23 protein-coding genes are annotated in these 25753 nt (G+C 69.1%); 15 read left to right on the top strand and 8 right to left on the bottom strand.

Going from position 1 to position 25753, the window contains the following annotated elements:
* Nucleotides 1-36: 36 nt before the first annotated feature.
* The 4 genes from manA to ACWDSJ_RS31035 form a co-directional block, all read right to left on the bottom strand.
* Nucleotides 37-1272: a mannose-6-phosphate isomerase, class I gene (manA, locus tag ACWDSJ_RS31050; RefSeq protein ID WP_450036114.1), complete on the bottom strand. Its 1236-nt coding sequence runs from the start codon at nucleotides 1270-1272 to the stop codon at nucleotides 37-39.
* Complete coding sequence (locus tag ACWDSJ_RS31045; RefSeq protein ID WP_450036112.1) at nucleotides 1272-2480, bottom strand: tobH protein; 1209 nt, start codon at nucleotides 2478-2480, stop codon at nucleotides 1272-1274. The genes manA and ACWDSJ_RS31045 overlap by 1 nt, the downstream gene beginning before the upstream one ends.
* A gap of 73 nt (nucleotides 2481-2553) precedes the next feature.
* Nucleotides 2554-3930 carry a phosphomannomutase/phosphoglucomutase gene (locus ACWDSJ_RS31040; RefSeq protein ID WP_450036110.1) on the bottom strand — a complete coding sequence of 459 codons (1377 nt, stop codon included), beginning with the start codon at nucleotides 3928-3930 and terminating at the stop codon, nucleotides 2554-2556.
* 81 nt (nucleotides 3931-4011) lie between these two features.
* Complete coding sequence (locus ACWDSJ_RS31035; RefSeq protein ID WP_387364272.1) at nucleotides 4012-4398, bottom strand: DUF3499 domain-containing protein; 387 nt, start codon at nucleotides 4396-4398, stop codon at nucleotides 4012-4014.
* 95 nt (nucleotides 4399-4493) lie between these two features.
* Between ACWDSJ_RS31035 and ACWDSJ_RS31030 the strand changes: the two genes are divergently transcribed.
* Nucleotides 4494-4970, top strand: a complete 477-nt coding sequence (locus ACWDSJ_RS31030) for a metallopeptidase family protein (RefSeq protein ID WP_387363956.1) — start codon at nucleotides 4494-4496, stop codon at nucleotides 4968-4970.
* Nucleotides 4971-4982: 12 nt separating this feature from the next.
* On the opposite strand, the gene ACWDSJ_RS31025 is transcribed toward ACWDSJ_RS31030, so the two are convergent.
* The gene (locus tag ACWDSJ_RS31025) at nucleotides 4983-5216 is read right to left on the bottom strand and encodes a WhiB family transcriptional regulator (RefSeq protein WP_040827503.1); all 234 of its coding nucleotides are present in this window, start codon (nucleotides 5214-5216) and stop codon (nucleotides 4983-4985) included.
* Between the two features lie 566 nt (nucleotides 5217-5782).
* Here ACWDSJ_RS31025 and cofD point away from each other — a divergent pair.
* Genes cofD through ACWDSJ_RS31010 form a run of 3 tightly spaced genes read left to right on the top strand, consistent with a single transcriptional unit; the run spans nucleotide 5783 to nucleotide 8658 of the window.
* Entirely contained in the window at nucleotides 5783-6781 is a 999-nt protein-coding gene (gene cofD / locus ACWDSJ_RS31020; protein ID WP_387363959.1) for a 2-phospho-L-lactate transferase, read from the top strand.
* Nucleotides 6778-8124, top strand: a complete 1347-nt coding sequence (locus ACWDSJ_RS31015) for a coenzyme F420-0:L-glutamate ligase (RefSeq protein WP_450036108.1) — start codon at nucleotides 6778-6780, stop codon at nucleotides 8122-8124. The genes cofD and ACWDSJ_RS31015 overlap by 4 nt, the downstream gene beginning before the upstream one ends.
* A gap of 15 nt (nucleotides 8125-8139) precedes the next feature.
* Nucleotides 8140-8658, top strand: a complete 519-nt coding sequence (locus ACWDSJ_RS31010; protein ID WP_450036107.1) for an NUDIX hydrolase — start codon at nucleotides 8140-8142, stop codon at nucleotides 8656-8658.
* Nucleotides 8659-8757: 99 nt separating this feature from the next.
* Here the strand turns inward: ACWDSJ_RS31010 and ACWDSJ_RS31005 are convergent, their stop codons facing one another.
* Entirely contained in the window at nucleotides 8758-10101 is a 1344-nt protein-coding gene (locus ACWDSJ_RS31005; RefSeq protein ID WP_450036106.1) for a cation:dicarboxylate symporter family transporter, read from the bottom strand.
* Nucleotides 10102-10185: 84 nt separating this feature from the next.
* Between ACWDSJ_RS31005 and ACWDSJ_RS31000 the strand changes: the two genes are divergently transcribed.
* From ACWDSJ_RS31000 to ACWDSJ_RS30950, 11 genes are all read left to right on the top strand, one after another.
* Nucleotides 10186-11733 (top strand): ATP-binding protein, encoded by a 1548-nt coding sequence (locus ACWDSJ_RS31000; RefSeq protein ID WP_450036139.1) that lies wholly within the window; start codon nucleotides 10186-10188, stop codon nucleotides 11731-11733.
* A gap of 84 nt (nucleotides 11734-11817) precedes the next feature.
* Nucleotides 11818-12495, top strand: coding sequence for a response regulator (locus ACWDSJ_RS30995; RefSeq protein ID WP_450036105.1), 678 nt, complete (start codon nucleotides 11818-11820; stop codon nucleotides 12493-12495).
* 336 nt (nucleotides 12496-12831) lie between these two features.
* Nucleotides 12832-13998, top strand: a complete 1167-nt coding sequence (locus ACWDSJ_RS30990; RefSeq protein WP_450036104.1) for an alkane 1-monooxygenase — start codon at nucleotides 12832-12834, stop codon at nucleotides 13996-13998.
* 92 nt (nucleotides 13999-14090) lie between these two features.
* A complete protein-coding gene (gene ahcY, locus ACWDSJ_RS30985; protein ID WP_450036102.1) occupies nucleotides 14091-15566 on the top strand; it encodes an adenosylhomocysteinase in 1476 nt (491 codons plus the stop codon).
* A gap of 53 nt (nucleotides 15567-15619) precedes the next feature.
* Nucleotides 15620-16267: a dTMP kinase gene (locus ACWDSJ_RS30980; RefSeq protein WP_387363979.1), complete on the top strand. Its 648-nt coding sequence runs from the start codon at nucleotides 15620-15622 to the stop codon at nucleotides 16265-16267.
* Nucleotides 16268-16358: 91 nt separating this feature from the next.
* The gene (gene mtrA / locus ACWDSJ_RS30975) at nucleotides 16359-17036 is read left to right on the top strand and encodes an MtrAB system response regulator MtrA (RefSeq protein WP_387363982.1); all 678 of its coding nucleotides are present in this window, start codon (nucleotides 16359-16361) and stop codon (nucleotides 17034-17036) included.
* 44 nt (nucleotides 17037-17080) lie between these two features.
* Nucleotides 17081-18817: an MtrAB system histidine kinase MtrB gene (gene mtrB / locus ACWDSJ_RS30970; RefSeq protein ID WP_387364280.1), complete on the top strand. Its 1737-nt coding sequence runs from the start codon at nucleotides 17081-17083 to the stop codon at nucleotides 18815-18817.
* On the top strand, nucleotides 18814-20634 hold the full coding sequence (gene lpqB / locus ACWDSJ_RS30965) for an MtrAB system accessory lipoprotein LpqB (RefSeq protein ID WP_387363985.1): 1821 nt from the start codon (nucleotides 18814-18816) through the stop codon (nucleotides 20632-20634). The genes mtrB and lpqB overlap by 4 nt, the downstream gene beginning before the upstream one ends.
* A gap of 64 nt (nucleotides 20635-20698) precedes the next feature.
* On the top strand, nucleotides 20699-21337 hold the full coding sequence (locus ACWDSJ_RS30960) for a ComF family protein (protein WP_450036099.1): 639 nt from the start codon (nucleotides 20699-20701) through the stop codon (nucleotides 21335-21337).
* A 167-nt stretch (nucleotides 21338-21504) separates the two neighbouring features.
* Nucleotides 21505-22281: a ribosome hibernation-promoting factor, HPF/YfiA family gene (hpf, locus tag ACWDSJ_RS30955; protein ID WP_387363991.1), complete on the top strand. Its 777-nt coding sequence runs from the start codon at nucleotides 21505-21507 to the stop codon at nucleotides 22279-22281.
* 133 nt (nucleotides 22282-22414) lie between these two features.
* On the top strand, nucleotides 22415-23701 hold the full coding sequence (locus ACWDSJ_RS30950; protein ID WP_387363994.1) for an acetyl-CoA C-acyltransferase: 1287 nt from the start codon (nucleotides 22415-22417) through the stop codon (nucleotides 23699-23701).
* Between the two features lie 8 nt (nucleotides 23702-23709).
* Here the strand turns inward: ACWDSJ_RS30950 and bluB are convergent, their stop codons facing one another.
* Both bluB and ACWDSJ_RS30940 read right to left on the bottom strand, forming a co-directional pair.
* Nucleotides 23710-24333 carry a 5,6-dimethylbenzimidazole synthase gene (bluB, locus tag ACWDSJ_RS30945; RefSeq protein WP_450036096.1) on the bottom strand — a complete coding sequence of 208 codons (624 nt, stop codon included), beginning with the start codon at nucleotides 24331-24333 and terminating at the stop codon, nucleotides 23710-23712.
* 130 nt (nucleotides 24334-24463) lie between these two features.
* A complete protein-coding gene (locus tag ACWDSJ_RS30940) occupies nucleotides 24464-25711 on the bottom strand; it encodes a fatty acid desaturase family protein (protein WP_450036094.1) in 1248 nt (415 codons plus the stop codon).
* Nucleotides 25712-25753 lie beyond the last annotated feature (42 nt).

Raw genomic sequence — 25753 nt, 5'->3', positions numbered from 1 at the left:
CGCGCACCTGCGAGCCGTGTCCGATTCGCCCGGATATTACCGATCGTGAACGCAGGCGCAGAACACCTGGGCCGCATCCGCGTCCGCCCGCGCCCGCACCGGGCCGTCCGCGGCCGACACCCAGGCCGCGCCGCCCGGGGCGATCCGCAGTTCGTCGGCGCCGTGCCGCAACCACGGGTTGCCCGCCGTGCACAAGATGATGCCCGGTCCGCCGTCGAGGATCTCCACCGGCTCCGCGTCCGGCGTCAGCTCGAACCGCCGCAGCTCGAATTCGCGTGCGGGCGTGGGATATCCGAACGCCCCTTCGCCCAGCGGTTCGGGCGCGACGATCGGGACCTCGAGCGGTTCGAAGTCCAGGACCCGCAGCAGTTCCGGAACGTCCACGTGCTTGGGCGTCAGCCCGCCGCGCAGCACGTTGTCGGAGTTGGCCATGATCTCCACCCCGACCCCGCTGAGGTAGGCGTGCAGATTGCCCGCGGCCAGGTACAGCCCCTGCCCCGGTTCCAGCGTGATGCGGTTGAGCAGCAGCGCGGCCAGCACGCCCGCGTCGCCGGGATAGCCCTCGGCCAGCTCCAGGACGGTCCGCGCCTCGGCCACGAATTCCTTGGGGGCCGAGGCGGATTCGTCGTCGGACTGCTTGAGGTAGTGCACGCAGCCGTCGAGCACCTTGGGCAGCAGGGTGGCGAGCATGGCCTGCGGCAAGGTGATCCAGCTGGTGAACAGCGTGCGGAGACCGTCCGAATCCGGTTGCGCGCCCAGCAGTTCCGCGTAGGGGACCAGTTCCGGTACGCCCAGCGCGTGCAGCAGGGCGACCGTGCGCCGCGGCTCGCGGAATCCGGCCAGCGCCTCGAACCGTTCCAGCGCCACCACCAGTTCGGGCTTGTGGTTCTCGTCGCGGTAGTTGCGCAGCGGCGAGTCCAGCGGCACGCGCGCCTCGTTCTCGCGCCGGAACCCCGCGCGGGCCTGTTCGGCGCTGGGATGGGCCTGCAGCGACAGCGGTTCCTCGGCGGCGAGGATCTTCAGCAGGAACGGCAGGCGGCCGCCGAAAGCCGGTGCCACCGAACCGAGTTCGTGCTGCGGATCGGCGTCGACCACCTCGAGCAGCGAGGCGTTGCGGCCGTCGAGGCGCAGCCGGGCCGGATCGGCGGGATGCGCGCCGAACCACAGCTCGGCCTCCGGATGCGCGGACGGGACGGGGCGCCCGCACAACCGAGCGAGCGCGGTGCGCGAACCCCAGGCATAGGAACGCAACGCACCTACGAGTTCGTGCACTAGTAGGTTCCCCCGTCGTACTGGGCCGGGCGGTCGGCGGCCACCGGTCGGCCGCCGAGCAGACGTAGATAGGCCGCCGCCATCTCCAGGCGCAGGATCAGCACGGCGAGCTGTTCGAGTTCGCCGCCGCGCACGGGCGGACGCGGCGAAACCGATGCGGCGAGCAGGTCTTCCGCGGCCGGTCCGACCGCGGCCTCGCCGCCGGTCAGTTCGGCCTCGAGGTTCAGCAGATCCGCGTCCACGAGTCCGCCGCCGCTGAACACGGCCAGCCGCCGATGCGCGGCGAGCCGATCGGCGTCGGCGCTGATCACGAACACCCGGACCCGTTCGACCGGGGCCGGACCGTCGAGCTGCTCGTCGTGGAACAGCGGATCGTAGTCCGGCGCGGCCGCGTTCGCGGCCTCGCTCAGGCGGCCGTGGGCGGCCACGGCGTCGGCCAGATCCGTGGCCGTCGCGATGCGGCCCGCGGCCAGCAACAGCACCTCGGCGGCGTGCCCGGCCACCTCGGTGGCGGCGGGGGAGTCGCCCGCCAGCACGACATCGCGCTCCCGCATCCGGGCGGCCAGCGTCTTGGCCGGATTGTGGAAGACCTCGTTCTGCGGACCGTCGCGCAGCGCCTCGGCGTCGAGCAGGTCGGCGAGCGCGTTCAGATCGGGCACCAGCGTCGCCGCGCGGACCGGATCGATCGCCCGCAACACGGCGAGTTCGACGGCCAGGTACCGCAGCAACCGATTGTGGTCGAGCACCGGGACCCGGGGCGGCAGCACGGCCGCGCGTCCGGCCGCCGCCGCGCGCATCGGACCCTCGTCGGGGGCGGCGACGACCACCTCCGCGCCGCGGCGCAGCGCCCGGTCGACCGCGCCGATGAGCCGCGGATCGCCCGCGTCGTCCCCGGCGACCAGGACCACGTCCAACGGGCCGACCCACTGCGGAATCTCGGTGACCGGCACGATCGGCAAGCCGGCGCGGTCGCCGACCGCGGCCACCAGCAATCCCGCCGCGCGGGCCGCGCGGCCGGAGCCGGAGACCAGGACCAGACTTCGGGGGCGGAGATCGGTGAGCCGGCTCAGCGCGTCCTCACCGATGGCGGCCGCCGTCGCGCGCACCTGGGCGCCGCCCGAGGCGGCCGAGCGCAATGTCCCTCCGGAATCCGCGGCCTCCAGCGAGGCGACGTCATCGAGGTCGAGTACCGGTGTCCCTGCGATCATCGGGCGTTGCCACCTCCCCTCAATCGGGTCACCAGGCCGGTCGAATCCGAGCTCTGTGATTCCACTATTCCAGTCAGCCGCGGACGATGCCGAGGATCTCGGTCACGAGTGCGTCTACTTCGTCCTGCGATCGGGCCTCGACGTTGAGCCGCAGCAGCGGTTCGGTATTGGAGGCGCGCAGATTGAACCAGGCCTTGTCCGGCAACCGCACGGTCACGCCGTCCATCCGATCCACCGATTCGGACCTACCCTCGAATGCCGCGAGTACCGCCATCGTTCGCTCCTTCGCGTCCGCCACTGTGGAGTTGATCTCCCCGGAGGCGGCATATGTTGCATAGGACGCGGCCAGTTCCGACATCGGGCGGTCCTTCTCGCCGAGCGCGGCCAGCACGTGCAGCGCGGCCAGCATGCCCGAGTCGGCGCCCCAGAAGTCGCGGAAGTAGTAGTGCGCGGAGTGTTCGCCGCCGAAGATCGCGCCCGTCGCGGCCATCTCCTGCTTGATGAACGAGTGCCCCACGCGAGTGCGAACCGGGGTGCCGCCCAGCCGGTTCACCAACTCCGGCACCGCCTGCGAGGTGATCAGGTTGTGGATGACGGTCGCGCCCGGCTCCTTGGCCAGTTCGCGCTCGGCCACCAGCGCGGTGATCGCCGACGGCGGGACCGGGTTGCCCTGTTCGTCGACGACGAAGCAGCGGTCGGCGTCGCCGTCGAAGGCCAGGCCGAGGTCGGCGTCGTTGTCGCGCACGAACTTCTGGAGGTCCACCAGATTCTTCGGGTCCAGCGGATTGGCCTCGTGATTGGGGAACGAGCCGTCCAACTCGAAGTACAGCGGGGCGATGGTGAGCTGCGGGACCTGACCCAGTACGGCGGGCACGGTGTAGCCGCCCATGCCGTTGCCCGCGTCGACGGCGACCTTCAGCGCGCGGCCCGCGCTCAAATCGACCAGCCCGCGCAGGAATTCGGCGTAGGCGTCGAGCAGGTTCACCTCGCTCGCGGTGCCGGGAGTGCCGTCGAATCCGGGCACCCCCTCGATCAGCTCGCTCGTGATGGTGGCCAGACCGGTGTCCTGGCCGACCGGCAGCGCGTTGGCGCGGCACAGCTTGATGCCGTTGTAGCGGGCGGGATTGTGGCTGGCGGTGAACATCGCTCCGGGACAGGCGAGATGGCCGGAGGCGAAGTACAGCTCGTCGGTGGAGGCGAGGCCGATGTGCACCACGTCCAGGCCCTGGGCGAGCACGCCGTCGGCGAAGGCGGTGGACAGGGCGGGCGAGGAGTCGCGCATGTCGTGCCCGATGACGATGCGGGCCGCGCCCTCCTCCCGCATCAGCCGCGCGAACGAAGCGCCCACGTCCCGAACGAATTCCGCATCGATCTGTTCGCCGACCACACCGCGAACGTCGTAAGCCTTGACAACTGCATGTACCGACTCGGCAGATCGCGCGACTGTCATATGAACCACCCTAGTAGGCGCGCGCCCGGCGCAGGCGGGGGTCCCACCCCTCGGCGGAACGCGGGCGAGCCGGGACTCGGATCAATTCGGCGGGTCGGGCAGGACGCGCAGATGGCCGCGGCGGCCCGTGCGCCCGGTGCGGGCCGGACGGGCGGGGGCGGCGGGCGGGTCGGCGTAACCGCGGTGCTCGGGTTCGCTTGTGCGACGGCGCATTCCGGCCTCGCGAACGGCCTCGGCCAGCGCGGTCAGATCGTCGTCGTCGGGGGAGGTGGAGAAGCCGCCCTCGTGGCGGACCAGTTCCCAGCCCTTCGGCGCGGTGATCCGGGAGGCGTGGGTCTCGCACAGGTCCCAGGAGTGCGGTTCGGCCACGGTGGCCAGCGGGCCGACGACGGCCGTCGAGTCCGAGTAGACGTAGGTGAGCGTCGCGACGGCCGGGTTCTTGCAGCCTGGACGGCAGCAACGACGCATGGGAATCACGCCAAGGAGAGTAACCCCCCACACCGCCGCGCGCCGCGAGACACGCAGGATGGGATGGCGATCACGTGGGGGACTAGATTCGAGCCATGACCCGATCCCGGAAGCGACCCCCCACCGCCCGGTCGGTGCTGCGGCGTGGGCGGGGGGTGCGCGGACCCATGTTGCCGCCGACCGTGCCCGCCTGGCGGACCCGGGGCCAGCAGTTCGATCGGCTGGTGCTGGAGGCGTTCGCACCCCTGGACAGCCGCTGGCACGATCGGCTCACCAAACTGGATATCGCGGTCGACGACGTGCCGAAAATCCGTCCGCTGCACCCGGATTCGGTGACCTGGCCCGACGAGGTGGTCGCCGACGGCCCGGTGCCGCTGTCGCGCCTGGTCCCGGCCGGCGTGGACCGGCACGGAGCGGCTACCCGGGCCCGCGTCGTCCTGTTCCGAAAACCGTTGGAACTACGCGCGAACGACCCCGACGACCTGGTCGATCTGCTTCGGGAGGTGCTCGTCCAGCAACTCGCCACCTATCTCGGCGTCGATCCGGACGTCATCGATCCCGAACCGGAGTGATCCGGCGCGGGTCTAGCCGATGCCCCGCTTCAGGCGACGGCGCTCCCGCTCCGACAGCCCGCCCCAGATGCCGAAGCGTTCGTCGTGCGCCAGCGCGTATTCGAGGCATTCGTCGCGGACCTCGCAGCCCATGCAGATCCGCTTCGCCTCGCGGGTCGAGCCGCCCTTCTCGGGGAAGAACGCCTCCGGATCCGTCTGGGCGCACAGGGCCCGTTCCTGCCACTGCTCCTCGATGGTGTCGAACATCGCATCGAAGTCGGTGACGATCAGGCTGAGCCGCGGTGGTTCCGGCTTCTGCTGAGCGCGTGCCCACTGTCCTCCCTGCGGTGGTGTCACTGTCACCTTGTTTCCCCCCTCCTGTTCTGCTTCGTTCCGGCTGTCAGCGCAGACGCCAGGTGCTGCGCCTGCCGTGGAATCGGTTTGCGATACACCGCCCGGAATGCTCGACGGGGCCAGCTCCTCGGCCATCGCTCCGCCTCCTCACTGTGTGTTAGCGCAGAATGATTTTTCCGTCGGACCTCATCTGCCCACCGACGGCCCAACACCGCGACGTAGTCCCGCGGACATCCCCGAGCTTGTCACTCCGATGCGAACATCTGTTCGAAAACCGGCCTGCGCCTTGAACTCTCGCGCGTGCCCGGAATGACATGTCTGTGATTAGACACGCCGGACGCGGTGATGGTCAAGCTGCCGACACAATTCCGTTACTATCCGCCGCCGACTTCGCCGCGGTTCGGTAACCGGAAGTAGCAAATGAACAGCAAATATGCTCCGGATCGTGACCGCCGCGCCAACGCATAGGCTGTGTCGATGTGAGTGGAGAACGAGCGGAGAGCGCGCCCGCCGCCGGGCCGCGCATTGCCGTGTTGGTCGGTGGCGTCGGCGGCGCGCGCTTCCTGCTGGGCGTGCGCGAACTGCTGCCCGAGGCCGAGGTTTCGGCCGTCGTGAACGTCGGCGACGACGTCTGGATGCACGGGCTGCGCATCTGCCCCGACCTGGACACCTGCATGTACACGCTGGGTGGCGGCATCGATCCCGAACGCGGCTGGGGCCGGCGCGGGGAGACCTGGCACGCCAAGGAGGAGCTCGCGAATTATCGGGCGCAGCCGGACTGGTTCGGACTGGGCGATCGCGATATCGCGACCCATCTCGTGCGCACCGAAATGCTGCGCGCGGGTTACCCCCTCTCGGCGGTCACCGAAGCGCTGTGCGCGCGCTGGCAACCGGGCGTGAAACTGCTCCCGGCAACCGACGACAGATGCGAAACGCATGTTGTCATCTCCGATCCGGAGAACCCTGGCGAACGTCGCGCGATTCATTTCCAAGAGTGGTGGGTACGCTATCGTGCCGGCGTCGAGACCCATGGATTCGTCACAATCGGGGCGGAACAGGCCAAACCTGCCCCTGATGTGATCGAAATCATAGAATCCGCGGACGTGGTCCTGCTGGCCCCCTCGAACCCCGTCGTGAGCATCGGCGCGATCCTCGCGGTGCCCGGTATCCGGGGCGCGCTGCGCACGACGAAGGCCAAGGTCATCGGCCTGTCTCCGGTCATCGACGGAAAGCCGTTGCGCGGCATGGCCGACGAGTGCCTGTCGGTGATCGGCGTCGAGACCACCGCCGAGGCCATCGGCCGCCACTTCGGCGCGCGCACGCACACCGGCATTCTCGACGGCTGGCTCGTGCACTCCACCGACACCGCCGACGTGCCCGGCGTCGAGGTGCGCAGTGTGCCGCTGCTGATGACCGATCCGGCGGCGACCGCCGAAATGGTCCGGGAGGCACTGGATCTGGCGGGAGTGAAGCCGTGACCGTGACCGATCACGCGCCCGGCGGGGAACTGCGCATCCTGCCGGTCACCGGATTGCCGGAGTTCCGGCCGGGCGACGATCTCGCCGAGCGCATCGCCGAGCGCGCCCCTTGGCTGAGCGACGGCGATGTGCTCGTGGTGACCAGCAAGATCGTCGCCAAGGTCGAGGGCCGCATCGTCGCCGCGCCCGCCGATCCGGACGAACGCGACGCCGCGCGACGGGAATTGGTGAACGCCGAGGCGGTGCGCGTGCTCGCGCGCAAGGGCCGCACACTGATCACCGAGAACCGCATCGGCGTCGTGCAGGCGGCCTCGGGCGTGGACGGCTCGAATGTCGAACAGGGCGAACTGGTTCTGCTGCCGGAGGATCCGGACGCCAGCGCCCGCGCGTTGCGGGCCGCGCTCGCCCGGCGGCTCGGCGTGGACGTGGCGGTCGTCATCACCGACACCATGGGCCGCGCCTGGCGCATCGGCCAGATCGACGCCGCGATCGGCGCGGCCGGGCTGCGGGTCGTGCACGACTACGCGGGCGCGATCGACGGGCAGGGCAACGAATTACACGTCACCCAGGTGGCGATCGCCGACGAACTGGCCGCCGCCGCGGATCTGGTGAAGGGCAAACTGGGCGGCGTCCCGGTCGCGGTCGTGCGCGGCCTCGAACCCCACGACGACGGCTCGCGCGCCGCGGATCTGCTGCGCCGCGGCGAGGAGGACCTGTTCTGGCTCGGCACCGCCGAGGCCCTCGACCAGGGTCGCCGCGAGGCGCTGCTGCTGCGGCGGTCGGTGCGCCGATTCGCCGACGCCCCGGTCGATCCCGAGCTGATCCGCGAATCGGTGGCGGCGGCGCTGACCGCGCCCGCCCCGCACCACACCCGGCCCGTGCGCTTCGTGTGGGTGCGCGACCCGGATCTGCGAAAGCGGTTGCTGGAGAGCATGGCCGAGGCGTGGCGCGCCGATCTGACCGCCGACGGTCTATCCGCCGAACGGGTCGAGCGCCGAATCGCGCGGGGCGGCATTCTGTTCGACGCCCCCGAGGTGATCATCCCGTTCTGCGTCCCCGACGGCGCGCACGACTATCCGGACGAACGCCGCCGCGCCGCCGAGCGGACCATGTTCACCGTCGCCGTCGGCGCGGCCGTGCAGGGACTGCTGGTCGCGCTCGCCACCCGCGGCGTCGGCAGCTGCTGGATCGGCTCGACGATCTTCGCGCCGGAGATCACCCGCGAGGTGCTGGGCGTGGCCGCGGACTGGAACCCGTTGGGCGCCATCGCCGTCGGACACCCCGAGGCGGAGCTCGCCCCGCGCGAGCCCCGGCCCTCCGGCGACGGCCTGGTCGAACTGTAGGAACGAAAGGTATCGATGAGCGCGGAATCCCTGCACGTCTCGGCCCGCGAACTGCTCGAGAAGTGGTGTCCCGCACCGGGTCCCGAGCAGTCGCTGCGCCAGGCCCTGCTCGCGTTCCTCGCCGCGTCCCCGCGCGGCTGCCTGCGCGAGCACGCGCCCGGCCACATCACCGCCTCGGCGCTGGTGTTCTCCCACGACGAGCGGGAGCTCCTGCTGACGCTGCATCCGCGGGTGGGGCTGTGGATCCAATTGGGCGGGCACTGCGAGGAATCCGACGAGACGGTCGTGGACGCGGCGCTGCGCGAGGCGATCGAGGAGTCCGGCATCGCCGACCTCGAGATCGAACCGGAACTGTATGGCGCGCAGGCACATCCGATCACCTGCTCGCTCGGCGTGCCGACCCGCCACCTGGACCTGTTGTTCAAGGTGCGCGCCCCGCGCGGCGCGGTGGCGGTGCGCAGCGCGGAGTCCACCGACCTGCGGTGGTGGCCGGTGGACGCGCTCCCGGCGAACTCGGAAGTGTTGCTGTACTGAGCGATTCGCGACGTGGGAAGCGCCGGTGCGCCGCCGCCCGGGGGTGTTGAGCGGATGCGCACCGGCGCGCTGGTCCCGGCCTTGGGAACTAGGCGGGTACTAGGCCGGAACCAGGTCTTTCTCGGGCGCGGGCCCGTGGTCGTCGACCATCGTGGCCGGGTCGAAGGGCACCTCGCGGTCGAGGACCGCGCGCACCCGCGCCGCGTCGATGGTTCTGGTCCAGGTGCCGATCAGCACGGTCGCGACGGCGTTGCCGGAGAAGTTGGTGATCGCGCGGGCCTCGGACATGAACCGGTCGATGCCCACGATCAGGCCCACGCCGCTGATCAGATCCGGCCGGTGACTCTGGAGACCGCCCGCCAGCGTGGCCAGACCGGCGCCCGTCACGCCCGCCGCGCCCTTGGACGCCACGATCATGAAGACGAGCAGGCCGAGTTGTTCGCCCACCGACATCGGCTTGCCCATCGCGTCGGCGATGAACAGGGAGGCCATCGTCAGATAGATCGCGGTGCCGTCCAGGTTGAACGAGTACCCCGTCGGCACCACGATGCCGACGGTGGTCCGCTCCACGCCCAGGTGCTCCATCTTCGCGATCAGCAGCGGCAGCGCCGATTCCGACGACGACGTGGAGAAGATGAGCAGGTACTCGCGGGCCAGATACCGGACCAGTTTGAAGATCGACACCCCGGACGCGGCCCTCATCAGCACGCCCAGCACACCGAACACGAACACCAGACAGGTCAGGTAGAACGCGACCATCAGCAGCGCCAGCTGCTTCACCGCGTCCAGGCCCGTGGTCGCGACGACATTGGCCATCGCGCCGAACGCGCCGATCGGCGCGAGCCACAGGATCATGGTCAGAATCCGGAACACCAGCTTCTGCACCAGTTCCACGCCACGCAGCAGTGGCGCACCCGTAGCGCCCATGGCCTGGATGCCGAAACCCACCAGCAGCGCGACGAACAAGGTCTGCAACACGCTGCCCGCGGTCAGCGACGACAGCAGCGAGGTGGGGACGATGCCCTCGATGAACTGCCAAGTGCCGCCGGCGGTTTCGGCCTGCTTCTGATACTTCGCCACATCCTTGGCGTGTTCGGCGATGTTCAGCCCGCTGCCGGGTTGCAGCAGATTGCCCACCACCAGGCCGATGCCCAGCGCGACCGTGGACATGAGCAGGAAGTACCCGATGGCCAGGCCGCCGACCTTGCCGATCCGCGAGGCCGCCCGCACCGAGCCGATGCCGAGCACGATCGTGCAGAAGATGACCGGGGAGATCATCATCTTGATCAGACTGACGAAGATCGTGCCCAGTTCGGCGACCGACTTCCCGGCCCCGGGGGCGAACCTGCCCACCAGCACACCGGCGATCACGGCCACGATCACGGCGATGTACAGCCAGTGCGTGCGGTCGCGCTTACGGGGTGGTGCGGTGGTGCCGGTCATGGTCACAGATCATGGCGGCTACGGTGACGGGGGTCACTGTTTCGTACATTTCGTTCACCGGGAGGGCGCGTGCGCAGACGGGGCATGACCCTGGCCGGGCAGGTGTTCGTCGTCCAATTGCTGGTGCTGATCGTGGTGATCGGGATCGGCGCGACGCTGGCGCTGTGGGAGGTGCGGCGCGAACAGGACGAGGCGACCCGCCAGCGCGTCACCGGAATCGGCGTCGCGGTCGCGCAGTCGCCCGCGACGGTGGCGGCCGTGCACGATCCGAATCCGACCGCGCTGCTGCAACCGGTCACCGAGCGCATTCGCAAGCAGACCCGGGTGGACTTCATCGTGGTCATGGCCCCCGACCGCACCCGCTACACCCACACCGAACCGGACCGGATCGGAAAGCCGTTCAGCGGCAACATCTATCGCGCCCTGCGCGGGGAGACCTTCACCGAGACGTTCACCGGCACGCTGGGGCCGTCCATCCGGGTGGTCACCCCGGTGCGCGACGAGATCGGCGGGGGCGTCGTCGCCCTGGTCTCGGTGGGCGTGACCCGGGCGGCCATCGGCGATCAGGTGTTCGCGCAGTTGCCGCTGATCCTGAGCGCCGCGGGCGGTGGTCTGCTGTTGGCGACGGGTAGTTCACTGTTGTTGCGGCGCAGGCTGTTACGGCAGACCCACGGCCTGGGTCCGGCGCAGCTGCGCTCGCTGTACGAACACCACGACGCGGTGCTGCACTCGATCCACGAGGGGCTGGTGGTGTTCGATCAGGGGGCCGACGAGGCTGCGGTGGTCAACGACGAGGCGCGGCGGCTGCTCGAACTGCCCGACGGACCCGTGCGCCGCACCGATCTGCCGGTCTCGCTGCGCCGCCTCGAACGGGCCGTGGTGCGCGACGAGATGCACGTGACCGCCGAACGCGTGCTGGTCGTCAATCAGGACGTGGTCACCTGGTCGGGCCGTCCGCTCGGGACCGTGCTCACCGTCCGCGACCACACCGAATTGCGCGATGTGATGGGCGAACTGGATTCGGTGCGCGGGCTGGCCGAATCGCTGCGCGCCCAGGCGCACGAGGCGGCCAACCGGCTGCACACCGTGGTCACGCTGGTGGAACTGGGCCGCGCGGGGGAGGCCGTGGAATTCGCCACCGACGAACTGCGGCTGTCCCAGGCGCTCATCGATCGGCTCACCGGCGCGGTGCACGAACCGGCGCTCGCCGCGCTGCTGCTGGGCAAGGTCGATCAGGCCCTCGAACGCGGCGTGGAGCTGACCGTGGCCGAGGACACCGCGCTCGACTCCGCCGCCCCGCTCAGTCCGCACGAAATCGTCACGCTGGTGGGCAATCTCGTCGACAACGCGCTGGACGCGGTCGCCCAGACCCCCGACGCCTGGGTGGAGGTGACCGTGCGCCACGACGACGGGCGGCTCCTCGTCCGGGTCGCCGACAGCGGTCCCGGGATGTCGCAGGAGGCGTTCGCCCGCGCGATGGAACGCGGCTATTCGACCAAGACCGATCACCAGGGGCTGGGGCTGGCCCTGGTCCGCCGCCTGGTCGCCCGCTACGGCGGGACGCTGCGTGCCGAGCGCTCCCCGGAATCGGCTGTGCTGGTCCGGATTCCGATCGCCGGGGAGGCGCGATGATCCGGGTGCCGGTGCGGATTCCGATCGCCGGGGACGCGCGATGATCCGGGTGCTGGTGCGGATTCCGGTCGGCGGGGAGGCGCGATGATCCGGGTGCTGATCGTCGAGGACGAACCGCGGATCGCGGCGGCGCACCGCTCGTACGTGGAGCGGGTGCCGGGTTTCACCGCGGTCGCCGTCGCGCACACCGGACGCGAGGCGCTGCGCGCGGCGGGCCGGGCCCCGATCGATCTGGTGCTGATGGACATCGGGCTGCCCGATATGAGTGGACTCGAGGTGACCGCGGCGCTGGCCCGGTCGCGGCCCCGGCCCGACGTCATCGCCATCACCTCCGCGCGCGACCTCGACATGGTCCGGGCCGCGGTCGCGCACGGCGTCGCGCTGTATCTGCTGAAACCGTTCACCTTCGCGGCCTTTCGCGACAAACTCGAGCGTTATCGCGAATTCCGCACCACGCTGGACGCGGGCGCGAGCGCGGTCACCCAGCACGACATCGACCGGGCGTTCGGCGCGCTGCGCGCCACCGATCCGAAGGGCACCGCGCCCAAGGGCATCGCGCCGCACACCCTCGCGGAGGTCTCGCGCGCGCTGCGCGCCGCCGACGGCGGACTCTCGGCCACCGAAACCGGTCGCGCCGTGGGTGTTTCGCGGGTGACCGCGTGGCGCTATCTGGAACGGCTGGCCGAGGACGGGGTGGTCGACCGGCACACCGACTACGGCGGTACGGGGCGGCCGCGGGTGCGGTACGTCTGGCGCAGGTGAACCCGGCTAGGGGTATGCGGATCGGGTAAAGATCGCGTCGGTGGCGTAACTATCGTCACGTCGGGAACGATTCGCGCGCGGATGCTGTGCGGCAACTGGCTGGCGTACCCGGCGGAGCGAAAGCCCCTTGTTCCAGGGGGGCCGGGTCCGATCCGGGGTCGATCCGAGTTTGCCTGCCGGATGCGGGCTTTTCGGACGCGTGTGCAACACCTCAGAAAAGGACTTCCAGGTCTGTAATCGGCCCCAGGTTTGACTCCGCGAAACCGATGTAACACGCGTAAAGTCTCGGCAGATTTAACAGCAGTAGGTCGAGAGTTATTTCTAAGCGGGGCTAACGTGCAATCGGTCGGCAAACGCTCGGGTTCGCCTGACCCCAAGCGGCATCTCTGGGTCCTGGGGTTGATCGCCCCCGGCGCCGCGCTGCTGCCATCGCAGTTAGTGCTGCACACCGGCAACCCGGTGTTCTGGTGGATCGGTCCGATCATCGTGCTGGTGGTGATCCCGGTGCTGGACTGGGTGGTCGGCGAGGACGGGACCAACCCCCGCGACGAGGACTACGAGCTGCTGTCCCGGGACCGGTACTACCGTTGGTGCACATACCTTTTCCTGCCCATCCAGTTGATCGGGCTGGTGATCGCCGCCTACATGTGGGCCGGGCACGACCTCGCGATCGTCGACAAACTCGGGCTGGCGGTCACCCTCGGCTTCGTCAGCGGGATCGGCATCAACGCCGCGCACGAACTGGGTCACCGGGTCGAGCACATGGAACGCTGGCTGGCGAAAGTCGCGCTCGCCCAATCCGGTTACGGCCACTTCTACGTCGAGCACAACAAGGGCCATCACGCGCGGGTCGCCACCCCGGAGGATCCGGCGAGCGCCCGGCTGGGCGAGTCGCTGTGGGAGTTCCTGCCGCGCAGCGTGCTCGGCGGCTTCCGCTCCGCGATCGCCATCGAACGAGATCGCTTGCACCGCAAGGGTTTACGGTGGTGGAGTCGGCACAACAACATCCTCCAGGCGTGGTCGATGACCGTGGTGCTGTACGGCGTGCTGATCGCGGTGTTCGGGCCCCGGATCGTGCCGTACCTGTTGTTGCAGGCCGTGATCGGCGCGGGCATGCTCGAGACGGTCAACTACGTCGAGCACTACGGACTGCTGCGCCGCAAGCGCCCCAACGGTTCCTGGGACCGCTGTTCGCCCGCCGACAGTTGGAACAGCGACCGGCTGGTCACCAACATCTTCCTGTTCCATCTGCAACGGCACAGCGATCATCACGCCAATCCCGGCCGCCGCTACCAGACGCTGCGCTCCTCACAGGAGGCGCCGCAGCTCCCCGCCGGATACGCCACCATGATCCTGCTGGCCGCGGTTCCGCCGCTGTGGCGGCATGTGATGGATCCGAAGGTGTTGGCGCACTACGGCGGTGACCTCTCGCGGGCCAATATCGCTCCGCGCAAGCGCAAGCGGATCCTCGCGATCCACGGCGGCGAGGCGCCGGCCACCTGACAGGGGTTCGAACCTCGCGAATCGACCTGTGCGTACCGTGTACGCACGAAAGGTATTAGTCTCTCCTCGTACACGCCGACCAGGAGAGGCTGATGACGACCGCAGTGAGCAGCAAGACGACTGCCGACCACCGCAACGGGATCGATTTCAAGGTGGCGGACCTGTCACTGGCCGAGTTCGGCCGCAAGGAGATTCGGCTCGCCGAGCACGAGATGCCCGGTCTGATGGCCCTGCGCCGCGAGTACGCGGAGGTGCAGCCGCTGAAGGGCGCGCGCATCTCCGGTTCGCTGCACATGACCGTGCAGACCGCGGTGCTGATCGAGACGCTGGTCGACCTGGGCGCACAGGTCCGCTGGGCCTCCTGCAACATCTTCTCCACCCAGGACCACGCGGCCGCGGCCGTCGTGGTCGGCCCGCACGGCACCGTCGACGAGCCCAAGGGCGTGTCGGTGTTCGCGTGGAAGGGCGAGACGCTCGAGGAGTACTGGTGGGCGGCCGAGCAGATGCTCACCTGGCCCGGCGAACCCGCCAACATGATCCTCGACGACGGCGGCGACGCCACCATGCTGGTGCTGCGCGGCGCGCAGTTCGAGAAGGCCGGGGTCGTGCCGCCGGAGGACGAGGACCACTCCGCCGAATTCAAGGTGTTCCTGAACCTGCTGCGGCAGAGCCTCGAGGCCGACAAGGGCAAGTGGACCCGCATCGCGGAGTCCGTGCGCGGCGTCACCGAGGAGACCACCACCGGCGTGCTGCGGCTGTACCAGTTCGCGGCCGCGGGTGAGCTGGCGTTCCCGGCGATCAACGTCAACGACTCGGTCACCAAGAGCAAGTTCGACAACAAGTACGGCACCCGGCACTCGCTCATCGACGGCATCAACCGCGGCACCGACGTGCTGATCGGCGGCAAGAAGGTGCTGATCTGCGGCTACGGCGACGTGGGCAAGGGCTGCGCGGAGTCGCTGGCCGGGCAGGGCGCGCGCGTGCAGGTCACCGAGATCGATCCGATCAACGCGTTGCAGGCGCTGATGGACGGCTTCGACGTGGTCACCGTCGAGCAGGCCATCGGCGAGGCCGACATCGTCGTCACCGCCACCGGCAACAAGGACATCATCACCCTCGACCACATGAGGGCGATGAAGGACCAGGCCATCCTGGGCAATATCGGCCACTTCGACAACGAGATCGATATGGCCGCGCTGGAGCGCTCGGGGGCCACCCGCCTGAACATCAAGCCGCAGGTCGACCTGTGGACGTTCAAGGAGTCGGGCCGCTCGATCCTGGTGCTGTCCGAGGGCCGCCTGCTGAACCTGGGCAACGCCACCGGCCACCCCTCGTTCGTCATGTCCAACTCCTTCTCCAACCAGGTCATCGCCCAGATCGAGCTGTGGACCAAGCCGGAGGAGTACGACAACGAGGTCTACCGCCTGCCGAAGGTGCTCGACGAGAAGGTCGCCCGCATCCACGTCGAGGCGCTCGGCGGCACCCTGACCAAGCTCAGCAAGGATCAGGCGGAGTACATCGGGGTGGACGTGGAGGGGCCGTTCAAGCCGGAGCATTACCGGTACTGAGGGAAGTGGGGGGACGGGTCGTCCTGGGGGGCGACCCGTCTACCCTGTTGCGCATGGGCGCGTTGGTGGCTGTCGAAGGGCTGGACGGCGCGGGGAAGCGGACGTTGATCGACGCCGTGGGCGTGGGTCTGGTCGAGCGTGGGCTGCGGGTGGCGGTGTTCGCGTTTCCCCGGTACGGGCAGTCGGTGCACGCGGATCTGGCGGCCGAGGCGTTGCGCGGGCGGCACGGGGATCTGGCCGGGTCGGTGAACGCGATGGGTCTGCTGTTCGCGCTCGATCGAGCGGGGGCACGCGACGAATTGCGGAAAGCGTTGGCGGACAACGACATCGTGCTGCTCGATCGCTACGTCGCCTCGAATGTCGCCTACAACGCGGCGCGCACGGATCAGCCGGTGGACGGGGAAATCGCTTCGTGGGTCGCGGAATTGGAATTCGGCCGCTTCCAGCTGCCGGTCCCCGACCTCCAGGTGCTGCTCGACGTGCCCCTCGAACTCGCGGCCGAACGCGCCCGGCGGCGAGGCGAACTCGACGACGCGCGGGCGCTGGACGCCTACGAACGCGACAAAGGGCTGCAGGAACGCACCGCCGCGATCTATCGTGTGTTGGCCGAAACGCATTGGCACGGATCGTGGTGGATCCATCGGCCGCACGACGATCCCGCGACGCTTGTCGCGCGACTCGCGGAAAGGGTTGCCCGATAGGGTCGGATGCGTCGGTAATGTACCAGTGTTGGCCCCCGAATGTTGACCACAGTTGCCCGTTCCGAGCCGGAGAGATGACACCATAGTAGTTATGAAGCCGAAGATTCTGGTCGTCGACGACGATACGGCGCTCGCGGAGATGCTCACGATCGTCTTGCGCGGCGAGGGTTTCGAGCCCCACGTGGTCGGCGACGGCACGCAGGCGCTCAGCGCGGTCCGGGAGATCCGGCCGGATCTGGTGTTGCTGGATCTCATGCTGCCGGGCATGAACGGCATCGACGTGTGCCGCGTGCTGCGCTCGGACTCCGGCGTGCCGATCGTGATGCTGACGGCGAAGACCGACACCGTGGACGTCGTCCTGGGCCTGGAGTCCGGCGCCGACGACTACATCGTCAAGCCGTTCAAGCCGAAGGAACTCGTCGCTCGCGTGCGCGCCCGGTTGCGCCGCACCGAGGAGGAACCGGCCGAACTGCTGTCGATCGCCGACATCGTCATCGACGTGCCCGCGCACAAGGTCACCCGCGCGGGCCAGCAGATCTCGCTGACCCCGCTCGAATTCGACCTGCTGGTGGCGCTCGCGCGCAAGCCGCGTCAGGTGTTCACCCGTGAGGTGCTGCTGGAACAGGTCTGGGGCTACCGGCACGCGGCCGACACCCGCCTGGTCAACGTGCATGTGCAGCGGTTGCGCGCCAAGGTCGAGAAGGATCCGGAGAATCCCGAGATCGTGCTGACGGTCCGCGGCGTGGGCTACAAGGCCGGACCGCCGTGATCGCTGGCTCCAGAAGCCGCTTCGCGCGGTTGCTGGCGGCAGTGGTGGCCTGGTTCCGATCCGTCGGGGAATCGCTGGGCCACGTCTGGCGGCGCTCGCTGCAATTGCGGGTCGTCGTCTCGACGCTCACCCTCTCGCTGATCGTCATCACCATTCTCGGCGTCGTGCTGACCAGTCAGATCACCGATCGACTGCTCGACGCCAAGATCAACGCGGCCGTGGAGGAGATGGGCCGGGCGCGCAACTCGGTGGAGAGTCAGCTCACCGGCGTGCAGGATTCGAACACCCAGCAGCGCGTGCGGCTCGAGGACGCGCTGCGCTCGCTGTCGTCGGGCAGTTCCGAATCCGGCGGCGCGGCGGGCACCTACTTCGCGGCGCTGTCGATGATCGGCGAGGGTCAGCAGGAGATTCCGGCCGGGCCGATTCAGGACGTGCCCGCCGAACTGCGCCGGTTCGTGCAGCAGAACCAGCTCAGCTACCAGTTCGTCACGATCTCCGACGCCGACTTCTATCACGGTCCGGCGCTGATCATCGGCAGTCCCAGCGCCGAGGTGCCGACCCTCGAGATCTATCTGATCTTCCCGCTGACCAACGAGCAGCGCAGCCTCGATCTGATGCACGGCACCATGTTGATCGGCGGCATCGTGCTGCTGGTCCTGCTCGCCGCCATCACCGCCCTGGTCACCAGGCAGGTGGTGCTGCCGATCCGGTCGGCCGCGCGCATCGCGCAGCGCTTCGCCGACGGGCGGCTCAAGGAGCGCATGCTGGTGCGCGGCGAGGACGATATGGCGCGGCTGGCCATGTCGTTCAACGAGATGGCCGAGAGCCTGTCGAATCAGATCACCCAGCTGGAGGAGTTCGGTAACCTCCAGCGCCGCTTCACCTCCGACGTGAGCCACGAACTGCGCACCCCGTTGACGACCGTGCGCATGGCCGCTGATCTCATCCACGGTTCCAGCGACGAACTCGATCCGGCGCTGGCGCGCAGCGCGGAACTGCTTGTGACGGAACTGGATCGGTTCGAGAGCCTGCTCAACGATCTGCTCGAGATCAGCCGCCACGACGCGGGTGTGGCCGAACTCCAGGTGGAATCGCTCGACGTGCGCATGTGCGCGCGGGCCGCGCTGTCGACCGTGCGGCATCTGGCCAAGGACACCGGCGTCGAGGTGGTGGTGGACCTGCCCGAGGAACCGCTCGTGGCCGAGGTCGATCCGCGCCGCGTGGAACGGGTGCTGCGCAATCTGCTCGCCAACGCCATCGATCACAGCGAGGGCAAACCCGTGCTGTTGCGGATGCGCGGTGACGTCGACGCGAATTCGGTCGGCATCGTGGTCCGCGATCAGGGTGTGGGCCTGCGGCCCGGCGAGGAGAAGTTGGTGTTCAACCGGTTCTGGCGGTCGGATCCCTCGCGGATGCGGCGTTCCGGCGGAACGGGTCTGGGCCTGTCGATCAGCGTGGAGGACGCCAATCTGCACGAGGGCAAACTCGAGGCGTGGGGCGAACCCGGTGTGGGCGCGAGCTTCCGGCTCACCCTGCCGCTGACCCGCGGCCGCAAGATGGGCGCCAGCCCGCTGTCGCTGGAACCGCCGCGCCGCCGCATCCAGGTGGTCGACGCCGCGCCGCACGACGACGCCGAAACCGATTCGGAGAGCGGCGAATTCGAGCCGCCGGACGGGCCGGAGGCGACGGAACCGCCGGACGCCCCGGCCGAGCATTCCGTCGGAAACGGCGCCACCGCCGCGCATTCCGTACCCACCGACACCGAGGACGCGAAGTCATGAGCGTGGTCCCGAGGCCGCGCCTGCGCGTCGTGGCCTGTCTGCTGGCCGGGCTGCTGGCCCTGAGTGGATGTGCCAGCCTGCCCGATTCCTCGGCTCCCCAGGCGCTGGGCACCATCGACCGCGAGCCCACGTCCTCGGCTCCGCCGCAACCCCTTCCGGGCCGCGACCCCGATCTGCTGCTGCGCGATTTCCTCCAGGCGTCGGCGGATCCGGCCAACGGACACGCCGCCGCCCGGCAGTACCTGTCCCCGGCCGCGGCGGCGAACTGGAACGATTCGGCGAGTACGACGATTCTGGAATCCGCCGACACGCTTCGGGAGTCGCGTTCGGGGGATACCGCGACCTATCAGATGCGCGGGCGCAAACTCGGGGAACTCGAGCCGGACGGCTCGTTCCGGGTGACCGACGGATCCTCCGCGCAGGTCGAGAAGCGGATCGAGATGGTCCGCGTCGACGGCGAGTGGCGCATCGACGACCTACAGCCCGGCGTGCTGGTGCTGAGCACCGCCTTCGAGAAGACCTACCGGCGTTACGTGCTGCACTTCCCGAATGCCGTTGGTACGACCATGGTTCCGGAGATCCGCTGGATCGCCGAGCGCAAGGATCAACTCGCCGCGCGGCTGTTGACCATGCTCGCCGCCGGACCGCGACCCGAACTCGCGCCCGCGGTCCGCAATGTGCTGTCGGGTCCGGTGAGCGTGCACGGCAACATCACCAAACCCAACGGGCAGACCGACGGCGTCGGCACCGGGCCGGGCGGGGTGCAGATCGACTTCGCGGGCGCGTCCACCCTGGATCCGCACAGCCGGGAACTGCTGGCGGCGCAGGTGATTCTGACGCTGTCCGGGGCCGACATCCTGGGGCCGTACTTCCTGCTCGCCGACGGCAAACCGCTCGACGACCGGTATCCGGCGGGCTGGTCGGTGAGCGACGTCAACGGGATGAACCCGATGGCCAATGCCCAGAACCGGGTCGGGCTGCACGCGGTGCGGGACGGGTCGCTGGTCAAGGTGGACGTCGGACGCAACGAAATCGTCCCCGCGCCGGGCTATTTCGGTAACGCGCGCAATCTGCAATCGGTCGGGCTGTCCTCGGACGGTCAATTGGTGGCCGCCGTCGTCGACAGCGGCCAGCCCGGTCCCGCGCCGCCCCGCACGCTGGTGGTCGGCAACTACGACGGCAACGCCTTCCCGGTTCGTCAGGGCACCACCTTCACCCGGCCCTCCTGGACCCTCGACGGCAGCGCGGCCTGGACGGTCGTGGACGGCGACCAGGTGATCCGCGCCGTGCACGACCGCAGCACGGGAACGGTGTCGGTGCAGGACGTGGACGCCTCCGGGCTGTTCGCCCAGCCGCCGAATCCCGCCGACAACCCGCTGCGGGGGCCGATCACCGATCTGCGCATCGACCGCACGGGCGCCCGCGCGGTGCTGATCGCCGCCGGGAAGGTCTACTCGGCGGTGGTGGTGCCGAACGCGGACGGCCGATTCGCGCTGACCTCGCCGCAGCCGGTCGCGTTGACCCTGAGCACCACCGTGGTCTCGATCGACTGGGTCAGCACCGACACGATCATCCTGGCGCGCGAGGGCAATGTGCAACCGGTGGAGATGGTCCGGCTCGACGGCTTCGGCCCGACACCGCTGACCCTGCAGAACCTCACCCCGCCGGTGCGGGTGGTCAGCTCCTCCTCCGACACCCAGTACGTCGCCGACGCGCGCGCGGTCATGCAGTTGCAGTCCGCCGAACCGAGCAGCGAGCGGTTCTGGCGCGAGGTGTACAACCTGGGCACGAATGCGATTCCGGTGCTTCCGGGCTAGAACCCGTTCCAGCGCAACGGGATTCGGGCCGAACCTGTCGGTGCCCGCGGGCATACTGCCGCATATGCTGCTGGAGCTGATGCTGCCGCAAACCTGCGGCGGCTGTGGTCGCCTCGGGCCGGGGTGGTGTCGCCGGTGCGCCGAAAGCCTTGCCGGACCGCCGGTTCGGGCTCGGCCGCGAGCGGACCCCGGGGTGCCGTGCTGGGCGCTGGGCCGGTACCGGGGGCCGGTGCGGCGGGCGGTGGTTGCCGCGAAGGAGCAGGGGCGGCGAGATCTGGCCGTTCCGCTGGGGCGGGCGCTGGCGCGGGGGTTGACCGGCCTGCGCGCCGCGGAACGGACGTTGGTGCTGGTCCCCGCGCCTACCCGCCGGGCCGCGGCGCGTCGGCGCGGCGGGGATCCGGTGGCCCGCGTCGTCCGGGTCGCCGGAAGCTTGCTGCCGAATTGCCAGGTCGCTCCGATCCTGCGGATGCGGCGCGGCGTGCGCGACTCGGTGGGGTTGGGGGTCGACGACCGCGCGCGCAACCTGCGCGGGCGTGTCGCGGTCGCGCGGCGTCGCCTGCCCGACGTCCTGTTCGACCCGAATGCCGAGGTAGTGCTGGTCGATGACGTCCTGACCACGGGAACGACGGCGTGCGAGTCGGTGCGCGCGCTGGCATTCGCCGGAATCGCCGTGCGTGCCGTGTTGGTGACTTCAGTCGTCTGATCGGGGGAAATTTGCGTGAACACTGGCGGACTGATCGCTGGCGTAATAGCGTGGCCACTAGAGCGATCTGACACCCGAACACAGAGTTTGGAGGTGGCGCTTCGGACGACTTCGTGCCGGGTTTCGCGGCCATGTCCCCAGCTCGGCGCGGTTGATTCCCGCCGCACATGTATCGGTTGTGTGGCCAGATCCGGGAGGTACGCGTGACGACTTCACGACCTTCAGTGAAAGAAGCAGACACTTCGGCCGACTACGGCGCCGCATTCGACATACCCGAGCGGAACGGAGCCGACCAGCCTGCTGCGGACCGGCCCAGGACGCCTCGGGCGGACGTCGTGGTGAAGGGCCGCAACGTCGAGGTTCCCGATCATTTCCGCATCCACGTCGCGGAGAAACTCTCCCGACTCGAACGTTTCGACCCCTCGATCTACCTGTTCGACGTGGAGCTGTTCCACGAACGAAATCGCCGCCAGCGCAAGAGTTGTCAGCGCGTGGAGATCACCGTGCGGGGCAAGGGTCCCGTCGCACGCTCCGAGGCCTGCGCCGACAGCTTCTACGGCGCGCTGGAACTGGCCGTCGATCGGCTGGAGAGCCGCCTGCGCCGGACCAAGGACCGGCGGCGCGTGCACTACGGGGAGAAGACCCCCCTCTCGGTGGCCGAGGCGACCGCCGATCTCGTCGATCACGCACTGCTGCGGGACGATTCGGACCGATCCCGCGAATCCGATGCCGAAGAGGTCATCGAGCCCAGCGACTACGCGGGCCCCGGTCACATCGTGCGCACCAAGGTGCACCCCGCCACGCCGATGACCGTCGACGATGCTCTCTACCAGATGGAGCTGGTCGGGCACGACTTCTTCCTCTTCCAGGACAAGGAGACCGACCGACCGTCGGTCGTCTACCGTCGCCACGCCTTCGACTACGGCCTCATCCGGCTGGCGTAGGGCGTTTTCCCGTATGTCATTGTCGCCGTTGCGGTTTCGGCCGCAACGGCATTACATGTGACAGGCTGTATCGCCTTTTTTCCTACTTCGCGGTAGGTTGGTGGCCCCAGGTGCTGTGCGAGAGGACTTTGCCGTGGCTGCCAAACGTCGTGCTGTGATCGTGTCGGGTGCGCGGACGCCGTTCGTCCGGGCGTTCACCGACTACACGCGGATGGATTCGATCGACCTGGCCGACGCGGCCGTGGCCGGACTGCTGGAACGCACCGGCCTGCCCAAGGATCAGGTGCAGGCGATCGTGTGGGGCGGGGTGATCCTGCCCAGCGCGGCGCCCAACATCGCGCGCGAGATCGCGCTGGATCTGAAGCTCGATCCCGGGTGCGAGGGTCATACGGTCACCCGTGCGTGCGCGTCCGGCCTCCAGGCGGTGACGACCGCGGCCGCGGCCATCGAGCGCGGCGAATACGACGTGATGATCGCGGGCGGTAGCGATTCCACCAGCAATGCGGAGGTGAAGCTGCCGCAGAAGGTCGTGCACGCCGCCGCGCCGCTCGCGCTGGGCAAGCCGAAGGCCAAGGACTATCTGTCGGCGGTGGCGCAATTGGCCCCGTTCACCGATCTCGTGCCGCGCCGCCCCAAGATCGCCGAGCGCACCACCGGTGAGGTGATGGGGGAGTCGGCGGAGAAGATGGCCCGCATCCACGGGGTGACGCGCGCGGCGCAGGACGAGTTCGCGGCGCGGTCGCATCAGCGGGCCGCGGCGGCCGCCGAATCCGGGCGGTTCGACCGCGAGGTGCTGGAAGTCGTTACGCCCGAGGGCAAGTCGGTGCGCCGGGACGGGCTGGTGCGGGCCAATACGAGCGTCGAGAAGCTGGCCAAGCTGGCCCCGGTGTTCGCGAAGGACGGGACGGTGACCGCGGGCAATGCCAGTCCGCTCACCGACGGCGCGGCCGCGGTGCTGCTGATGAGCGAGGAGCGGGCGCGGGCGCTGGGGCTGGAGCCGCTGGCGGCGTTCCGGTCGTGGAGCTATGTCAGCGTGGATCCGACCGATCAGGTGCTCATCGGTCCGGCGATCTCCATGCCGCGCGCGTTGGACAAGGCTGGATTGTCGCTGGGCGATGTGGATCTGGTCGATATCCACGAGGCGTTCGCGGCCCAGACGCTGTCGGTGCTCGCGGCGCTGGGCAGCGACGAGTGGGCGAAGACGCGGCTGGACCGGGACACCGCGGTCGGGGAGATCGATCCGGCGATCCTCAATGTGCACGGCGGTTCGGTCTCGCTCGGGCATCCGTTCGGGGCGACCGGGGCGCGCATGGTCACGACCATGGCCAACGAATTGGCGTTGTCGGGCAAGAGCACCGCGCTGCTGGGCATCTGCGCGGCCGGGGGCATCGGCGCGTCGGCGGTGCTGGAACGGGTCTGAATCCCGTTCTAGCCGAAGCGTTCCCAGTGCACGGCGTCGGTGAGCGGCCGCCGGGAGCGCCAGCCGAAGCGCTCGAGATCCGGGGTGTCCTGGAAGGTGTGGACCGGTCCGACGCAGAGCCAGGCGACGGGCCGGATTCCCGGCGGCAGGCCGACGAGTTCGGTGAGGTACCCGGCGTCGTAGAAGCTCACCCAGCCGACCCCGATATGTTCGGCGGTGGCGGCCAGCCAGAGGTTCTGGATGGCGAGAATCGTTGAGTACAAACCGGTTTCGGGCACGGTGGCGCGCCCCAGCACCTGCGGCCCGCCGCGGCCGTCGTCATGGGTGACGACGATCCCGGTCCCGCTCTCCACGATCCCCTCGATCTTGATCGGCTCGAAGGTCCGCGCCCGCTCCGGCGGCAGCGCGTCCCGGAACTCGATCCGCTTCTCGGCCACATGCGCGGCGAACTTCTCCAGCGTGGCCCGCTCCCGAACGACCACGAAATCCCAAGGCTGCGAATTCCCCACACTCGGCGCCCGATGCGCCGCATCCAAAATCCGCCACAGCGCAGCGTCCTCCACCACCTCCCCCGTGAACTCCGCCCGCACATCCCGCCGCCGCCGAATAACCTCATAAACCTCGGAACCCACACCCCCACCTAACCAACCCCCACCCCCACGAACACAGCCGCACCCCTTATCCGGATCCGCACCCCTTCCAGGGCCCTACAACGTGTGCGGATTCGAATAAAGGGTGCGGCTGGGTTGCCGTACCTGGGGGTCAGGCGACGGGGGAGGGGGTGCGGGTGAGGCGGCGGCGGCCTTCGGTGAGGGCGGTGCGGAGGCCGCGGCGGCGGCCGGTGGTGGGGTCGGTGACGGGGGCGCCGCCGTAGGCGCGCTCGGAGCGGGTTTCGGGGGCGTCGTCGGGGGTGCGGCGGAGGTACTTGTTGGGGAGGGAGAGTTTGATGATGGTGCGCCAGGACTTGGCGTACTGGACCGGGAGGGAGCCGGTGGTGTAGGGGAGGTCGTACTTGTCGCAGAGTTCGCGGACGCGGACGGCGATGGCGGCGAGGCGGTTGCTCGGCAGATCGGGGAACAGGTGGTGCTCGATCTGGTGGGAGAGGTTGCCGGTCATGAAGTGCATGAGCGGGCCGCCGCTGATGTTGGCGCTGCCGAGCATCTGCCGCAGGTACCACTCGCCCTGGGTCTCGTTCTCGACGTCGCCGCGGGTGAACTTCTCGGCGCCGTCGGGGAAGTGACCGCAGAAGATGACCGCGTTGGTCCAGACATTGCGAATCACGTTGGCGGCCAGGTTCGCCGTGAGCGTGGACAGGAACGCCGGGCCGGTGAGCAGCGGGAAGAACAGATAGTCCTTGGCGACCTGCTTGCCGACCTTCTTCAGCACCGTGCGGCGGTCCTGCTCGAACTGCTTGCGCTCGGGGCTGTCGGGCGCCCACTTCTTCTTGGCGACCTTGCCCAGCTCCAGATGCTGGATGGCCACGCCGTACTCGAAGAACATCTGCAACAGCAGGTTGTACACCGGCTGCCCGAGGTAGAACGGCGACCACCGCTGATCGCGGGTGACGCGCAGCAGGCCGTAGCCGATGTCGTCGTCCATGCCCAGCACATTGGTGTACTTGTGGTGCAGGTAGTTGTGGGTGATCTTCCAGTGCTCGGCCGGACCCACGTTGTCCCATTCCCACGACGAGGAGTGGATCTCCGGATCGTTCATCCAGTCCCACTGGCCGTGCATGACGTTGTGGCCGATCTCCATGTTCTCGATGATCTTGGCCGTGGACAGCAGGGCCACCCCGGCGAACCAGGCGGGCGGGAAGAGACTGGCGAACAGCACCGCGCGGCCACCGATCTCGAGGCCGCGCTGCAACCGGATCACATTGCGGATGTAGCGCGCGTCGCGCTCGCCCCGGGACGCCTCGATCTCGCGCCGGATGGAATCCAGCTCGGCACCGATCGCTTCCACGTCCTCGGGAGTGAGGTGGGCGTACTCCTTGACATCCGATATCGCCATACTCCCTACACTACCGTAAGTTACGGCTCCGTAGGTTGGCTC

The sequence above is a fragment of the Nocardia sp. NPDC003482 genome (assembly GCF_053588115.1).
The sequence above is the reverse complement of the archived record's forward strand: the minus strand, read 5'-3'. Positions and strand labels throughout refer to the sequence as shown.

What these genes read in the sequence shown, in the direction of transcription:
- ACWDSJ_RS31045 (WP_450036112.1), bottom strand. Translation starts at nt 2,480, where the DNA reads ATGATCGCAGGGACACCGGTACTCGACCTCGATGACGTCGCCTCGCTG.
- ACWDSJ_RS31040 (WP_450036110.1), bottom strand. Translation starts at nt 3,930, where the DNA reads ATGACAGTCGCGCGATCTGCCGAGTCGGTACATGCAGTTGTCAAGGCT.
- ACWDSJ_RS31035 (WP_387364272.1), bottom strand. Translation starts at nt 4,398, where the DNA reads ATGCGTCGTTGCTGCCGTCCAGGCTGCAAGAACCCGGCCGTCGCGACG.
- ACWDSJ_RS31030 (WP_387363956.1), top strand. Translation starts at nt 4,494, where the DNA reads ATGACCCGATCCCGGAAGCGACCCCCCACCGCCCGGTCGGTGCTGCGG.
- ACWDSJ_RS31025 (WP_040827503.1), bottom strand. Translation starts at nt 5,216, where the DNA reads ATGTTCGACACCATCGAGGAGCAGTGGCAGGAACGGGCCCTGTGCGCC.
- ACWDSJ_RS31010 (WP_450036107.1), top strand. Translation starts at nt 8,140, where the DNA reads ATGAGCGCGGAATCCCTGCACGTCTCGGCCCGCGAACTGCTCGAGAAG.
- ACWDSJ_RS31005 (WP_450036106.1), bottom strand. Translation starts at nt 10,101, where the DNA reads ATGACCGGCACCACCGCACCACCCCGTAAGCGCGACCGCACGCACTGG.
- ACWDSJ_RS31000 (WP_450036139.1), top strand. Translation starts at nt 10,186, where the DNA reads ATGACCCTGGCCGGGCAGGTGTTCGTCGTCCAATTGCTGGTGCTGATC.
- ACWDSJ_RS30995 (WP_450036105.1), top strand. Translation starts at nt 11,818, where the DNA reads ATGATCCGGGTGCTGATCGTCGAGGACGAACCGCGGATCGCGGCGGCG.
- ahcY (WP_450036102.1), top strand. Translation starts at nt 14,091, where the DNA reads ATGACGACCGCAGTGAGCAGCAAGACGACTGCCGACCACCGCAACGGG.
- ACWDSJ_RS30980 (WP_387363979.1), top strand. Translation starts at nt 15,620, where the DNA reads ATGGGCGCGTTGGTGGCTGTCGAAGGGCTGGACGGCGCGGGGAAGCGG.
- mtrA (WP_387363982.1), top strand. Translation starts at nt 16,359, where the DNA reads ATGAAGCCGAAGATTCTGGTCGTCGACGACGATACGGCGCTCGCGGAG.
- lpqB (WP_387363985.1), top strand. Translation starts at nt 18,814, where the DNA reads ATGAGCGTGGTCCCGAGGCCGCGCCTGCGCGTCGTGGCCTGTCTGCTG.
- ACWDSJ_RS30960 (WP_450036099.1), top strand. Translation starts at nt 20,699, where the DNA reads ATGCTGCTGGAGCTGATGCTGCCGCAAACCTGCGGCGGCTGTGGTCGC.
- hpf (WP_387363991.1), top strand. Translation starts at nt 21,505, where the DNA reads ATGTATCGGTTGTGTGGCCAGATCCGGGAGGTACGCGTGACGACTTCA.
- ACWDSJ_RS30940 (WP_450036094.1), bottom strand. Translation starts at nt 25,711, where the DNA reads ATGGCGATATCGGATGTCAAGGAGTACGCCCACCTCACTCCCGAGGAC.